Source organism: Bacillus sp. LSHTCR4 (genome assembly GCF_057197025.1).
Window position 1 is genome coordinate 31,371 of record NZ_JBXUNO010000001.1, and the last position, 15,061, is coordinate 46,431.

Sequence of the window (15,061 nt, forward strand, 5' to 3'; positions counted from 1 at the left end):
ATCGTATCATGGTCCGGATGCGAAGCCAGTGAATCCAGATACGGTAGCAGTGAAGGGGTATGTAAGAACAGCGCCAGGCGGAGATGTAACGAATAACTTATCGTATCATGGTCCGGATGCGAAGTCAGTGAATCCAGATACAGTAGCAGTGAAGGGGTATGTAAGAACGGCGCCAGACGGAGATGTAACGAATAATTTATCGTATCATGGCCCGGATGCAAAAACGGTGAATGTAGAAGCGCAAGGAAATGATCATGTGAAAACTAGTTTGGATGGAGATACCGCTACATCTAAAGGTTCTTCACAGTGGGATGACATGACTCCGGAACAGAAAGAAACAGTTATGACTGCATTTAATGGCGTAGCGGTAGATAAAGTATTAAAAGGTGTGGAGCGAGGAAAAGGACGCAATGGTTTTTGTGGACATTGCGGTAAGGAAAGATCAGGAAAAGGAAGATTCTGTGTCTCATGCGGAGGTAGTCTGGAATATGATGAACAAACTCCAAAACAAACGAATGATAGAAAAAGAGGTAATTTTATTGTAGTAGGTATTATAGGGGTTATTGTTGTAGCCGGCGCACTGTTTATGGCGAAAAGTTCATTGTTCACAAATGATGAGAAAGTCGCAACTTCTACGGAATTTAGTGAAGATATGGAAACTAAAAAATTAAGCACTGCAGCATTGTCGGATATAGATGGTTATTGGGTAGATAAAGGTGTTCCTAGTTATGTAGGAATAAAAATAACTGGAGATAAACGAGGCGAAATAACATTCTACAGTGGGGAAGAGAATACCACCTATTTATTTAAATTACAAAATAGTGAAGAGAAGAAAATGAGTTTGCGCATGTATGAAGAGAAATCAAATGTAGCATCATTTGTACCATTTAATGCTCGTGTCAATATAGTAGATGATCAGCAAATTGAGTTAATTAGATTAGGGCAGGAAGAAGATAATCTTTCCCTTACACGAATGACGAAAGATGAGTTTATGAACTACTATGAGCCTGTTGATGAGAAAAAAGCATATACAGGTAAAAATGAGCAATCTAAGAATGCAAAAACTAAGATACCATTCGTCCAAATAGAATCTAGTTGGATTAACACAAGTGGAGGTCCAAATATATCATTTATATTAGCTGAAGGAGAGAGAAGTGGGGAGCTTATTATCGAACAAGGACAACCAGGTGGTGGTAGGCTCCCTCAGCATAAGTTCTATATAAGTTCGGAACCGAAAGATGGAGATAATACTTATATCATTTCACTGCAACAAACTTCAGGTGAATATCAAGATGTAGAATTGACTTTGACGGAAGATCGATTACGAATGAGGATGGATGGAAAAGAAAGTTTTTATCGGAAGGGATAGAAGTGGTGTTTTCCTAAACGTTCATTAGAAATCCTTATAATATGTAAAATACTTGTAGTGACTCTTATATGTATAACGAAATTCAAAAGGCATCACGAGGAGAAGGCGAAATAGATGAAGGACTGCAAGAATGGCTAGGGGAATTTTGATTTAGAAGATGTTAATGATATGTTGGAACATGTGAATCCTGTGCGGATATCAAATCATGAATTCAATTGACGTATGAAAAAAGTTGCACCTCTAACAAGTGGAGGTGCAACTTTTTTACCATTCTCGCCATTCTTCTGTGATGTCTTCTTCGGATTCTAAGCCAGCTATTCGTGCAGCTGTATCGATAAAATCATAGAGATCTTCTCTTTCCATTGTTTCGATAAAATGGTCATGTTCGATGTTTAATTCATTTATGTTAATAACAACCTCTTTAACAACTTGCATGACTTCGACTTCGGTTGGATTTTCGCCTAATTTCTGTAAATTGTTAATGTAAGTGTCAAGAATCTTATTTGTTGCACTTATATTTTCTTCAGTGAAAAATTCCCCATCTTCATCATACTCAACCCATGAGGTTGTTGGTTTGCTCTTTTTCAATTCATCAAATGTCATGATAACCTCCTAAATGTGTTTTTTGTTTTTAATTTCATTCTACATTTTCGATCATATATAACAATCATTTTAGAGGGGATTTTTTTGTAGATTGGTAGTTTCTACGGAATTTGTCGGTAAGTCGATATGTTGTGCCGAAACGTTGATATAATCGGAGTTGTGTTCGATATAATTGTAAGGTTTTTTTGGTCGCCCATTACATACATTGTTCTTTAAACATTTCGTTGTACTATCTTTTGATTTGAAATAGCTCTTTATATAAATTAATGTTATTGGATTGATTGAAAACTTAAGTTGTTTATCGGAGGAAGAGAAAAGAGAGGGAAAATTATTGTAATGTTCTTGAACAAGATACAAAATATAGAATAGTAGTTAAGTTTATGCTCCAATTACTACAAAGTGCAAATATTAAGGTGCTTTCTAGGAGGGATATTGCAAATGGATAGATGGAAAAAGTTTTCGATGATTGTAGTTAGTATCGTGGTATTTAGTATATTTATAGGATATATGGTAGGAATGTTTTTCAATCCTGGAAGTGAAAATAAGCAAATACAAGAGAGAACAGTTGATGCCAAAGGTGAGGAAATTGACGATTTGGTCAACTCTGAGGGTGTCATAATCGACTCTATGCACAAAATGTTGCATCAAAAAGTAATAGCTGATAAAAAGATTGGTTTTATCGTAATGTCCCCTGAGAATATTAAAAAGCTTCGTCACTTGTTAGATCAAAGCGATAAAATAATTGAAAAAGAAAAATATGTTGAGATTTTAAATCGTTGGGAAAAAGGTGATTTTTCTCAAGCGGTTGAGGAACATAATTATATGTGGGAGCAAGCAGGTGGAGAAAGTACGGGAAAAGCAAAAAGATTAGCTACTCCAAAAGAAGAAACAGCATATCTCAAAGAACAAAGCAAAAAAGAAGGTTCTAGTACAAAAATAGAATAAAAGGTAATAAAGCGTATAGATTCCTAATAGAAGTGTATCTTATGCTGCAAGTTTCAAAAAATGTTGTATCTACTTTTATATTTGGAGAGTAGAGAGTAAAAGGGAGATTTCAAATTGAGTTCTCCCTTTTACAATTTACTTGAAAAATAACTTCCCCTTATAAGTTTCTATATAGATGCGCCCGTCGTCTTCTTCTTTTATTTCGCTATCAAAATGTTTTATCCAATCAACAATGCCTTGATCACTTTCTGCGACATTTTCTCTTACATATAGATATGAATGAATTGATTTATACAATGTATAGTTAGTTAAAAGCCTTTGACCAAGAGAAATAGGAGTATCTGAATTTGGAGTTTCCTGAATTATATATGGAGATGGGAGAATGTTATTACTGTTAACATATACATAATATTTAGACTGATTAATGGCCCATTTTAGCCATATGATTTGAACTATTATTATAACTATGGTGACAATTTTTTGTGTTTTTTTAAAACTTCGTTCTGGGAAAGAGTAGTAGATGAAAATCGGAATAGCAAATAAACCAACCCAAGCCATCCATTTGTCTATTGGGGCCCCATTTATCCAGAAGATAATTCCTAAAGCTTTTGTAAATAAAAATAAACAAACAAGACTTGTGAAAATAATTGATAAATAGTATGTTTTGTTTTTCATGATTTTCTCTCCAAAATATATGTTCCTAAAACGAGTATAAGAGTATTTTACAAAGTGTATATCATATGGATGTAGAGTACAAAATAGTAACTTAAATTAAATAGGGCAAGCATAACGCGTTGGTAAGTTTTACTGGCTCCAGCTGAAAATAAAACGCCTATAAGTGGTGCAAATAATCCAATCTTCCAAAATATATTTGCTGAGCCACCTATTTCTAATGTATCTTTATTTACTATAGTTAAAAGAGCGTAAGGTACACAAACTAAAGATAATATAGCCCACTTGTTCAAAGTGTCACCCCCCTTTCGTTGTTTTAATATAAATAGTAGGAAAAAGTTTTTATGATTTGGAAGTGTATCCTATATATTTGGAATATTAGGCTATAATAAGTTATTATTTGTGCTGTTCATATATCCACCCATTTTTTCCGTTTCGAAATCATATTCCAATGTTTTAGTTTCATATTCAAATTTCATTACTATTGAAACTTTAGTATTATCTTTCCATGAAATTTCATAAAGGTCTGAACTATTAACAATATTAAAATTAGCCACCCTTATTTTTGTTTTCTCTACAAGTTTGTTTTTTTCTTTAAAGTAAATTTTTATGTATTTATCATCGAAGAGATGTCCATATGAAATCCCTGTAATTTCTATGTGATTTGCTTGGTTAGTTGACGTATTTTTTACAAGAGGTTTTTCGATTTCTTGAAAAAACAGCCAATAAATAGGATATAGAATAAGTATAAAAATGATACTCATACCTAATAAAAATTTTAATATGCAACCGCCAAAATCGTGGTCTGCTATTTTATCATTACTTAGCCATTGGCTCATATTAGTTTCACCACTCAACTTTAGTATAATTAGATAGAAAACTTCTAAATGATTTAAAGTATCACCTTGTTTAACCACTTACTAAGAATAGAATGTTAACTATATTTATAAATTATTATCTTCATTTTGGAAATAATTTTTATACTTCAATTGGTTTATTTACCACAAAGTGAAACGAACCTCCAGTGTTTTCGAATGATATCTATATGTATAAATATATGTAAATGGTAGACAGGCTTCAAGTTTTAGTGCAAAACAATAGCTCAAGTATTCTACGGCATTTCAAGGCTTTAAATGAGAGAATACTTGAGCTTGGTGAATTTTATAAAGTAGGTATTTATTTTTCTTAAGTTGATACACATGAGATGTTACCTCTATAATCTTCTTTTTTTCGTTTCATAATGATTTATTATAAATAATACATGTCATAATCAAAAAAGAAGAAAAGTAAATTTGAATATGTTTTCTGTTATAAAGTTTAAAAACCTCTACATATAAGTAGGGGTTTTTAAATTGCATATTAATGAATTATACTTTTTCAGATAAACGAAGATCATGGAATACATAATTTTAACTAGATTTATTATTAGCTAGTTTATCCCCACCACCAAGCTCCGCCTCAATCTGCGAAGTTTTCGATGACTCATCCATACGCCAATACGTAATAAAGCTGATCGCAATACATCCAGCTACGTAGAAGTAGAATAGTGATTCCATGCCGATACTTTTTAGCCACAATGCGATGAACTCGGCTGTTCCGCCAAATATCGCAACGGTTAGTGCATATGGTAAACCTACGCCAAGTGCGCGAATTTCGGTTGGGAAGAGTTCTGCTTTTACAATTGCGTTAATGGAAGTGTAACCAGTAACGATAATAAGGCCGACCATCATGAGTAAAAATGCTACCATTGGTTCTGTCGTTTTTTCCATGAAGAAGAAGATTGGTGCCGTTAGCAATGTTCCGAGAATACCGAATGCCATTAATAATGGGCGGCGTCCAATTTTATCGGATAATAGCCCTGCAATTGGCTGAAGTACGACGAATATAAGTAGTGCGACAAAGTTAATCCAGCTTACAACTTCTTTCGGAAGGCCGACTGTGTTTACCATGAACTTTTGTAAATATGTTGTGTACGTATAAAATGCAACAGTGCCTCCTAATGTTAGGCCGACTACTGTTAATACTGCTTTCGGATGTTTCATAAGAGCGCGAATGGTTCCTGCGCTTTCACGTTTTTGTGATTTTATGTTTGAGAACTGCTCCGACTCATCCATCGTGCGGCGAAGCCATAATACAGCTACTGCGCCCATCGCTCCAATAATGAATGGAATACGCCATCCCCAAGCTTTCATATCTGGTTCGCTTAGTAATTGCTGAAGAACAATTTGAACGCCTAACGCAACCATCTGTCCAGCAACGAGCGTTACATATTGGAAACTTGAATAAAAACCACGGCGTCCACTACTAGCCATTTCAGATAAATACGTTGCGGAAGTTCCGTACTCTCCACCAAGTGATAATCCTTGTAGTAAACGGGCAAGAACTAAAATAATTGGCGCCATAATACCGATACTTTCGTAACTCGGTGTACAGGCAATAATTAAAGAACCACCGGCCATAACTGTAATGGAGAGGGTTAATGCCGCCCGGCGTCCGTGCCGATCTGCATAGCGTCCCATTAATAAACTTCCGATAGGGCGCATTAAAAACCCAACTGCGAAAATAGCCGCAGTGTTCAGTAACTGACTCGTTGGATCTCCTTTAGGAAAGAACTCTGCTGAGAAGTAAACAGCGAAGGCAGAGTAAACGTACCAGTCGTACCATTCAATTAAATTGCCGACAGAACCTTTGAAAATATTGCTGGCGACTCGATTAGATTTTGCTTGAGCCATAATCATTCCTCCTCTTGCTTAGAAATAAAAGGTATATATGAAAGCGTGTTCAATGTAGTTGAATTGTACTGTCTATAGAATAAAATCTCAATATTATGACAATTTTATTCTTTTTGTACTTTATGTACATGGAGAGTTTTAATAGTTGCTTCATTATTCGTTTTGTCATAATAATAGAAAAGGAGATTGATAGTTTTGAATATTTTATCAAAGGATATGAAGTATGAAGAAATTACGAAAAGTGTCATTGCAAACGAAAATAGTAAGCTTAATTATTACGTTAATTTTATTTGTCGTTCTCCTATTAGCGGGAATATTTGTTTACATTCAGTCCGTTGATACGAAGCGCCAAGTGGAACAATTAGCACTGCAAACAGCTAAATCTCTTTCTTTTATGCCAGCTATAAAAGATGCCTTTCAAAATAATGAGCATAAAAGTACGATCCAATCCATTGCGGAACAAGTTCGTGAGCAAGCTGGCGCAGATACTGTCATTATAGAAGATCGCTTTGGGGTGATGTATTCCCATTCTAATTCGGAGTTAATTGGTACAAAGAGTAATAATCCATATAACTATGAAGCACTCACTTTTGGTGGCTATTATACGCTCGAAGGAAATGGTGAAAGTGGTCCGGCTTTAATGGCGAAGGCGCCTATTATTGTTCATAACGGAGACTACGATCAAGTAGTAGGCGTTGTGACAGTAGAGTTTTTAATAAAAGGTATTGAATCTAACATACTGAGCAGAACGAAAGAAATTATACTCTTTTCCTTAGCTGTATTACTAGCTGGAATTATTGGCGGCATTCTTTTAGCACGTAGCATTCGTAAAGATACACTCGGTTTAGAGCCGAATGAAATCGCAGCGTTATACCGGGAACGAAGCGCGATACTACTATCTATAAAAGAAGGGATTATCGCCATTGATCAAAACGGTTTTATTACAATGATGAATACGTCGGCAGAAGAGATGTTACATGTAAATAATGATTATATGCAGCAGCACATTTCAAAAGTTTTACCGGAATTTCATATGGAGAGAGTACTAGAAAACGATCAAGAAATCGCATTTCAAGATAAAGTGTTTATTTTAAACATGACACCGATACTTGAAAATAATAGTACGGTAGGAGTTGTATGTAGTTTTAGAGATAAAACAGAACTGCAAAACTTAGTGAATACGATATCTGAGGTAAGAAAGTATTCAGAGGACTTACGCGCTCAAACGCATGAATTTACAAATAAACTTTTCGTCTTATCAGGATTACTTCAGTTAGGACACTACAGGGAAGCAATTGAATTTATCCAGCAAGAATCTAACATTCATCAAAGCCAAAATCATATTTTATTTCATCAAATTCACGATGCGAAAGTACAAGCTATTTTATTAGGGAAAATCGGAACAGCGTCTGAGAAGAAAATTGATTTTCATATTGAAGGAGATAGTGCGCTTCATCCGTTACCAGAACATATAAAAGTTTCGCATCTTATTACGATCCTTGGAAACATAATCGATAATGCATTTGATGCGGTGAGTGGGCAAGAGGAAAAGAATGTTTCCTTTTTTGTTACAGATATTGGACACGATATTGTGTTTGAAGTGATAGATAGTGGGATAGGGATACCGGCAGAAAAAATAACGACCATTTTTCAAAAAGGATTTTCAACGAAAGGAAACAATCGTGGTTACGGACTAGCGAATGTGAAAGAAATGATAGATCTACTAGAAGGAACAATTGAAATTCAAAATGAGAAAAATGGGGGAGCTATTTTTACAATTTACCTTCCGAAAACATTGAGAGAAAGTACATAACAAACAGGGGGATGGGCATATGTTGAAGGTTGCAATTGCAGAAGATGATTTCCGCGTCGCGCAAATTCAGGAAGAGTTTTTATTAAAAATAAAGGACGTAAAAGTAATCGGAAAAGCATTGAACGCGAAAGAAACGATGGAATTACTACAAAAGGAAGAAATCGATTTGCTTCTATTAGATAACTATTTACCAGATGGAATTGGAACCGACTTATTACCACAAATTCATGCTGACTTTCCAAACGTTGATGTCATTATGGTTACTGCGGCAAATGAAAACTATATGCTAGAAAAAGCAATTCGAAACGGCGTAAGCAACTACATTATAAAACCGGTCACGTTAGAAAAATTCGTTCGCACAATTGAAGACTATAAAAGAAAGAAACAATTATTACATAGTAACATTGAAGTGAATCAAGCACTTATCGATAATTTCTTCGGCATTTCGCAAACGCAAGACATAAAAAACTTACCGACAGGCGTTGATCCGTTAACGCTGCAAAAAGTGAAAGGGATTATAAAAGGATTCGAAGAGGGTATTACAATAGAAGAAATGGGAGAACAAATGGGAGCTTCCAGAACAACCGCAAGAAGATATTTAGAATACTTAGTGGCGACAAACGAATGTACAGTAGAATACACATACGGCATTATCGGACGACCAGAACGAAAATATCGCATAGGACGAGGGCTATGAAAAAACGATTATTACTATGTGTATGGATCATGACAGGAGTAATAGCTGGTTGTTCTGTAGAAAAAACGCACACGAATAAAGTGAACATAGAAGAAGTAGAAATCGTTGCGCCAAACGTTCAAGGAGCAGGATGGGACTTAACAGCACGGGCAATGCAAAAAACACTAATAGAAGAAAAAATCTTCACAAAACCAATCACTGTCACAAACAAAGTAGGCGGCAGCGGTGATGTCGGATGGAAATATACGAAACAAAAAGGTGGTCACGTACTGGCGATTAACTCAAGCTTACTCATAACGAACAATCTACTAGGCCATAGTAAACTAACGTATAAAGACTTCACACCGCTCGCAACATTAGCATCGGACTGGGAAGTCGTTGTCGTCTCAAAAGACTCAAACATAGAAAACGCAAACGAACTAATGAAACAACTAAAACAAAACAAGAAAAACCTCAAAATCGGCGTTGCCCCCGGCCTAGGAAACGATGATCACCTATCATTCGTACAAGTAAGCAAAGCATTCGGCATAAACCCAGCCGAACTACAATTCTTCGTCTACGAAAACAAAGAAAAAATCATAAACGCCCTAACGAACAAACAAATAGGCGCCGCAACTATGACCCTATCCGAAGCCGAAAAACAATACAAAGCCGGCAAAATAAAAATACTAGCCGTATCCGCACCAAAACGACTAGACCGACTACCAGAAATCCCAACATGGAAAGAACAAGGAATCAACGTCATCTTCCAGCACTGGAAAGGAATTATGGGCCCGAAGGATATGACGGAGGAAGAGGTTGCTTATTGGGATGGTGTTATTAAAAGGATGGTGGAGAGTGAGAGTTGGAAGGGGATTTTGAGGGAGCGGGGTTGGGAGAGTTTTTATAAGGGGAGTGGGGAGAGTATGATATTTCTTGAGAAAAGCAGTCAGGAGTATGGGGAGTTAGTGGGGGGTAATAGAAATTATTAAATCATACGGTATGACGTATGATTTTTCTTTTACACATAGTTTGGTAAAATAGTAGTAATTGTAATTTATTGTAACGGTGGGATGAAAATGTTAGATCAACTTATAATTAAATTAGTTAAAACAACGAAGCAGGTTGAAGATATAAAAAATGATAAAACATATTGGATTATAAACAAGGATGATAAAGGATTAGATGTTCAAACTAAAACTTCAAGTGGACAATATGCAAAGGAAGAAGAAGCACCATCTTATTTTAACGTGAGTTTTGAGCTTCTTAAGAATGCTTGGGGAAAGCTTATCGCTATGCGTACGGTAAAGAGTGAAGATTTCGGACAAGTGAGTGAATGTAATGATTTCTTGGTAGTTTTCTTTTCACAGCTTCCATTTGTGAATGTAACGGAATCAGGGACTATTACATTTAAAGAGTTCCAAACTGATAATCTACCAAGCGAAAAATATGATAAAGTCATGCTCTTTTTAGAAGAGATAATGAATGGTACATATAATCCAAGTACATTACGTCAACAAACGGATGAAAATTTATATAGAATGAAATCTAATGCGCGCCAGGATTTAAGGGTATTGGGATTTTTGAATGAATCTCATGAAATGAATCAGCTTCTATTAAATGAATATGTTCAATCAGAAGATAAAAGTATCTACATTGCCCAGTTAGTTTTAAAGCAGGAATATTTTCGACATGCTTTATTTGTTCTTGGATTGTTAGAGAAGTATTCAAAGGATGAAAAGAAAGAAGCATTAGTAGATTTGGGAATGATGATTGTTCGAAATTCTTTAGGTGATACTCTAATGGTTGAATCGGTAGCGAAGAGGCGTACGGGTAACTTACTAGATTGGCTTGAACAAGTAGGGCTAATTAATGGTGAATGGATTCCTGTTGAACAATATGCAAAAGACGATGGAGAAAAGGGCGGTAGTATGGACAGTAATTTGCGTGAAAAGTTTTTAACGGTTCTGAATGAGTATTTACAGGCAAGAACAGAAAGATTTGCGGGTCATAAAATGGGATCGTTTGTTAGGAATGAAATGACAACGGAAATAACGAGATTACCATTTATTGATCATAGTCAGTATGTTGTTACAGGGTCAGTTGGACAAGGGAATTGGGCTGCTGTTCCATGGCTTGCGATTATGAATAAAGATATTACGACATCTACGCAGAGAGGTTATTATATCGTTTATTTGTTTAGTGAGGATATGGAGCGATTATATTTAACGCTGGCGCAAGGTGTGACAGAAACAACTAAAGAAGAGATGCGAAAAATTAAAGAAGAGATCCGTGAACAAATACATATGTCTCAAAAAGTGAAAAAAGATGATGAGATCTTTCTTGGCACGAGTACGAAAGCAAAGGGATATTCGAATTCAACCGCGGCTTATATTGCATACGATGCTAATAAAATGCCAAGTGAAAAAGAGTTAATAGAAGATCTAGAAGAAATGCTTCGTTATTATGAGGGATTTATTGCTTACAAAGAGGAAGGAACGAAATACGAAATGATTTATGAGAAGAAAGAAGTATATTTAGATCAACAATCAATTATCGATCATGTGTCTTCTTATATTCAAAGTAAAGGTTTCTTTTATGAGAAAAAGGATCTTATTAATTTCTTCCTTTCATTAAAGACGAAGCCGTTTGTAATTTTATCAGGTATTTCAGGTACAGGGAAAACGAAAATTGTGCAGTGGTTTGCGGAGAGTTTAGGGGCAACAGAAGAGAATGGACAATTTACGCTTATTCCGGTTCGGCCTGATTGGAGTGATAGCTCTGATTTACTTGGGTATGTGAACCTTCAAGGGGAGTTTCAAGAAAGACCGTTAATTAAAGTTCTTGAAAATGCAGATGCAAACCCAAATAGGCCGTATTTTGTAGTGTTAGATGAGATGAATTTAGCGCGAGTGGAATACTATTTTAGTGATTTTTTAAGTGTAATTGAGAGCCGTAAATGGAAAGATGGAAAAATTGTTACGTCACCAGTACTTCCAGAATCAATTACGAATAAGCATATTACAATTCCATCCAATGTATATATTATCGGAACGGTAAACATGGACGAAACGACACATCCGTTAAGTAAGAAAGTATTGGATCGTGCGAATACAATTGAGTTTAATACTGTTAACTTAGATTATTTTAATTTCTTAATGGATATGGAAGAGAAGGAAGCTGAAGTTGCTTCAAATCGCTCTTTAGAAACCGAGTATCTTCATTTAAAAGAATGTTTTAAAGAAAATGAAGATCTTGTGAGAAATATCTCAACTATTTTAATAGAAATAAATAAAATAGTTGAATCAGTTGGAGCTCAAGTTGGATATCGTATACGAGATGAAATTTGTTTCTATATGGCATACAACGAGCAAGGAAAGTTATTATCGTTTGATGAAGCGCTTGATTATCAAATATATCAAAAGATTTTACCGCGTCTTGCAGGGAGTGATGGAAGAACGGAAGAGGTATTAAAGCAGTTGTATGTATTATGCGCAAATGAAGAATATGATAGTGGTAATAATGATTTCTATGCTAAGTATCCTCGTTCAGCTAACAAGCTGTCTCATATGTTAAGGAGGTTCGAGTATGATGGTTTCACCTCTTTCTGGATCTAATAATGAGATAGAGCTAGTTAAGATTGAAACAGAGGAGCTATCATTGACGATTAAGGGAAATCCTTATCATGAAAAATACGAGAGTTTAAAAGAATATCACGCTATGAACGCAGATGAAATGATGTATTTTCATGTAGATGGGAAGACGGAATCCGTTTCTGTATTCGATGCAAGATTGCAGGGGCTGGATGAATGGAATGAACATCCACCAATCTTTTTTGAAAATAGAAGTTATCAGCTTGTTGTTGTTCCGAAAAATAACAACAAGCTGTCCTTTTACCATGAACATCCGGGATTTCGAAAGCAAGTTAGTTCTATTCAAATGGGGTCACTTCATGTATTAATGGGGAATCTTTCGTTTCCAAATGAAGTAGGAAATACAACGTTTGAAATTAAAGATGATCAAGATACTTTATTAACTGTTACATTTGAAGTTTTCCCGGCAAAACTTGATTATAAGGATGATTACAGAGCCTTATTAGATGAAGTAAATGATGAAATTTATAATTTAGCGTTTCATTTACTAAAGAGAACTTACTTAGGAGCATCTGCAATTTATGCTACAAATCCATCGAAGAGTGAATTTTATCGTATTTTAAATGATTCCTTTGAGCGGTTTATGAAGTCGATTTCTCACATTAAAAGACAACCACATCATACGCTTATGACTAGACATCAACTTGTACGAGGAGAAAAAATTCGTAAATTGGATTCTGTCGGAATGAACTATTTGCGAAAGCGACCACACTTGCTGCAAGGAGAAAATAGTATACCGACTAAAGGGATTACAGCTTATAAGGAAGTGTCTTATGATACGCTGGAAAATCGATTTGTTAAATGGATGATTCAAAGAATCGTACATAAAATAGACGATCTACTTAAGTCGCTAGAGTCAAAATCTAGATATACACGTGGTGTAACGGATGAAGATTTACTAGAACGTGTAAAAAATATGAAGTATCGAATGAAAAATGAATTGAACGATCCATTTTGGGGAGGAATCGGAAAATTAGATCGCTCAGTCTTTTCACTTGTTATCCAAATGGCAGCAGGCTATAGAGATGCGTATCAAATTTTCTTAATGCTATCGCGAGGTTTAACGTTACGAGGACAAATTTTCAAAATGTCGGTTAAAGATGTCGCAAGGTTATACGAATACTGGACGTATTTAAAACTTGGACAAATTCTATCTAAAAAATATATACCGCTCCATCAAGATGTTATTCAAGTTAAACAAGATGGTTTATACGTAACGCTTGATGAAAGTAAAACTGCAAAAAGAACGTTCAAGCATCCAGTCACTGATGAAGTAATAGAGCTTTATTTCCAGAAAAGAAACGGTAGACTACCAACAGTTACACAAAAACCAGATACGATGCTCGCTATTGAGAAAAAGGGAAAGAACTATCAATATCAATACATTTTTGATGCGAAATATCGAATTGATTTTGCTGAAAAAGCTCATTACAAAAGGAAGTATGGCACTCCTGGTCCAATGGAAGAAGACATTAATACAATGCATCGTTACAGAGACGCACTAGTAGTAGAACAAGAAGGACCATTTGAACGAACAGCTTACGGAGCGTACGTACTATTCCCGTGGAACCAAGAGGAGGCATACGAAAACCATCCATTTTATAAAAGTATCGAAAAAGTAAATATTGGTGGCTTTCCATTCTTACCTAACGCAACAAGACTAGTCGAACAATTTCTAGATCATCTCATTGAAAAAAGCCCAGAAGAAATTATAAGAGAAGGCATCCTTCCAAGAGGAACAAAGGAAGAATGGCACTCTTCACTAGAAGAAAAAGTATTAGTGGGCAGCGTGAAAACTGAAAATGACTATGAAACGTATAGAAAGAATGGCTTATATCAGTTACCAGCCATACAGCTAAAATCAGGATGGCAAGAAGCAAAGTACATAGCATTATATGCACCGAAAAAATGGCACGGAGAAAAAGGTGGCATTCAATACGTAGCCAAAATCAAACACATTCAAATGCCACAAAACGATGAGCATGTACATTTCGAACTAGAGCCATGGAAAAAACTAGACTATCTCATTCGTCCAGTAGGATATGGTATTCAAACATACACCATAACAACTATGTCGTTATTAAAAGAAGTACAAGAACTCCCAGAACTCTTCATGAAATCAAAAGAGGAACGAACTCTTTGGAAAACGTTACGTCGTTTCACGAAGCAGGTTAAGGTTGAGCTGGATCATAACAACTTAGATGAGGCTTCTACTATTAAGAGTTATTATGTGCAGGATGTTCAGATTTGGGTTGATTATGAGAATGGGGTTGTTATGGTGGGGAGAGATGGACGAGTTAAGGAAGTGCCTTTGGAGTTGGTTGTTGGGAGAGGTTCGGTGTTGTTTAGGGAGGTTTTAGGGTTGTTGGATGAGTAGTAAGATTTTGTGTTGTTAACAATTAATAGTGTATTTAAAGAGACTAAGGATAATTTTGATGAGTTATATAAGTAACATTGGAGAGAAAAGTAATACTTACTATGGATGAAGATTAGATGTTGGGTTAGTATTAGATAAAGTATGTGAGGAGCTATTACAATTCATAGGGATAATTAACATATACTGAATGAGAAAATGGAAGAATGTTTGATACAATTAAA

General features: G+C 35.5%; 12 protein-coding genes. 7 read left to right on the plus strand and 5 right to left on the minus strand.

Going from position 1 to position 15,061, the window contains the following annotated elements:
• On the plus strand, positions 1 to 1,369 hold a 1,369-nt coding region (locus tag AC2CGR_RS00130; RefSeq protein WP_484480391.1), incomplete at its 5' end, for a hypothetical protein.
• Between the two features lie 264 nt (positions 1,370 to 1,633).
• Here AC2CGR_RS00130 and AC2CGR_RS00135 read toward each other — a convergent pair.
• On the minus strand, positions 1,634 to 1,972 hold the full coding sequence (locus tag AC2CGR_RS00135) for a hypothetical protein (protein WP_484480392.1): 339 nt from the start codon (positions 1,970 to 1,972) through the stop codon (positions 1,634 to 1,636).
• A gap of 438 nt (positions 1,973 to 2,410) precedes the next feature.
• On the opposite strand from AC2CGR_RS00135, the gene AC2CGR_RS00140 reads away from it, so the two are divergent.
• Positions 2,411 to 2,917 (plus strand): PRK06770 family protein, encoded by a 507-nt coding sequence (locus tag AC2CGR_RS00140; protein WP_484480393.1) that lies wholly within the window; start codon positions 2,411 to 2,413, stop codon positions 2,915 to 2,917.
• A gap of 135 nt (positions 2,918 to 3,052) precedes the next feature.
• Here the strand turns inward: AC2CGR_RS00140 and AC2CGR_RS00145 are convergent, their stop codons facing one another.
• The 4 genes from AC2CGR_RS00145 to AC2CGR_RS00160 all read right to left on the minus strand — a co-directional run bounded on the left by AC2CGR_RS00145 (position 3,053) and on the right by AC2CGR_RS00160 (position 6,321).
• Entirely contained in the window at positions 3,053 to 3,592 is a 540-nt protein-coding gene (locus tag AC2CGR_RS00145; RefSeq protein WP_484480394.1) for a hypothetical protein, read from the minus strand.
• 47 nt (positions 3,593 to 3,639) lie between these two features.
• The gene (locus tag AC2CGR_RS00150; RefSeq protein ID WP_270185450.1) at positions 3,640 to 3,882 is read right to left on the minus strand and encodes a hypothetical protein; all 243 of its coding nucleotides are present in this window, start codon (positions 3,880 to 3,882) and stop codon (positions 3,640 to 3,642) included.
• Positions 3,883 to 3,972: 90 nt separating this feature from the next.
• Positions 3,973 to 4,428 (minus strand): hypothetical protein, encoded by a 456-nt coding sequence (locus AC2CGR_RS00155; RefSeq protein WP_000084805.1) that lies wholly within the window; start codon positions 4,426 to 4,428, stop codon positions 3,973 to 3,975.
• Positions 4,429 to 4,998: 570 nt separating this feature from the next.
• On the minus strand, positions 4,999 to 6,321 hold the full coding sequence (locus AC2CGR_RS00160; RefSeq protein ID WP_484480395.1) for an MFS transporter: 1,323 nt from the start codon (positions 6,319 to 6,321) through the stop codon (positions 4,999 to 5,001).
• A 223-nt stretch (positions 6,322 to 6,544) separates the two neighbouring features.
• Here AC2CGR_RS00160 and AC2CGR_RS00165 point away from each other — a divergent pair, with 223 nt between their 5' ends.
• The 5 genes from AC2CGR_RS00165 to AC2CGR_RS00185 all read left to right on the plus strand — a co-directional run bounded on the left by AC2CGR_RS00165 (position 6,545) and on the right by AC2CGR_RS00185 (position 14,840).
• On the plus strand, positions 6,545 to 8,134 hold the full coding sequence (locus AC2CGR_RS00165; protein WP_484480396.1) for an ATP-binding protein: 1,590 nt from the start codon (positions 6,545 to 6,547) through the stop codon (positions 8,132 to 8,134).
• A 19-nt stretch (positions 8,135 to 8,153) separates the two neighbouring features.
• The gene (locus tag AC2CGR_RS00170; RefSeq protein ID WP_484480397.1) at positions 8,154 to 8,831 is read left to right on the plus strand and encodes a response regulator; all 678 of its coding nucleotides are present in this window, start codon (positions 8,154 to 8,156) and stop codon (positions 8,829 to 8,831) included.
• Positions 8,828 to 9,802 carry a tripartite tricarboxylate transporter substrate binding protein gene (locus AC2CGR_RS00175; protein WP_484480398.1) on the plus strand — a complete coding sequence of 325 codons (975 nt, stop codon included), beginning with the start codon at positions 8,828 to 8,830 and terminating at the stop codon, positions 9,800 to 9,802. Before AC2CGR_RS00170 ends, AC2CGR_RS00175 begins: the two co-directional genes overlap by 4 nt.
• Positions 9,803 to 9,889: 87 nt before the next feature.
• Positions 9,890 to 12,427 carry an MrcB family domain-containing protein gene (locus tag AC2CGR_RS00180; protein WP_484480399.1) on the plus strand — a complete coding sequence of 846 codons (2,538 nt, stop codon included), beginning with the start codon at positions 9,890 to 9,892 and terminating at the stop codon, positions 12,425 to 12,427.
• The gene (locus AC2CGR_RS00185) at positions 12,402 to 14,840 is read left to right on the plus strand and encodes a DUF2357 domain-containing protein (protein ID WP_484480904.1); all 2,439 of its coding nucleotides are present in this window, start codon (positions 12,402 to 12,404) and stop codon (positions 14,838 to 14,840) included. The genes AC2CGR_RS00180 and AC2CGR_RS00185 overlap by 26 nt, the downstream gene beginning before the upstream one ends.
• The last annotated feature ends 221 nt before the right edge of the window (positions 14,841 to 15,061 follow it).

Coding starts and splice junctions, on each gene's coding strand:
- AC2CGR_RS00140 (WP_484480393.1), top strand. CDS start 2,411: ATGGATAGATGGAAAAAGTTTTCGATGATTGTAGTTAGTATCGTGGTA.
- AC2CGR_RS00170 (WP_484480397.1), top strand. CDS start 8,154: ATGTTGAAGGTTGCAATTGCAGAAGATGATTTCCGCGTCGCGCAAATT.
- AC2CGR_RS00180 (WP_484480399.1), top strand. CDS start 9,890: ATGTTAGATCAACTTATAATTAAATTAGTTAAAACAACGAAGCAGGTT.
- AC2CGR_RS00185 (WP_484480904.1), top strand. CDS start 12,402: ATGGTTTCACCTCTTTCTGGATCTAATAATGAGATAGAGCTAGTTAAG.
- AC2CGR_RS00160 (WP_484480395.1), bottom strand. CDS start 6,321: ATGGCTCAAGCAAAATCTAATCGAGTCGCCAGCAATATTTTCAAAGGT.
- AC2CGR_RS00145 (WP_484480394.1), bottom strand. CDS start 3,592: ATGAAAAACAAAACATACTATTTATCAATTATTTTCACAAGTCTTGTT.
- AC2CGR_RS00175 (WP_484480398.1), top strand. CDS start 8,828: ATGAAAAAACGATTATTACTATGTGTATGGATCATGACAGGAGTAATA.
- AC2CGR_RS00165 (WP_484480396.1), top strand. CDS start 6,545: ATGAAGAAATTACGAAAAGTGTCATTGCAAACGAAAATAGTAAGCTTA.
- AC2CGR_RS00155 (WP_000084805.1), bottom strand. CDS start 4,428: ATGAGCCAATGGCTAAGTAATGATAAAATAGCAGACCACGATTTTGGC.
- AC2CGR_RS00135 (WP_484480392.1), bottom strand. CDS start 1,972: ATGACATTTGATGAATTGAAAAAGAGCAAACCAACAACCTCATGGGTT.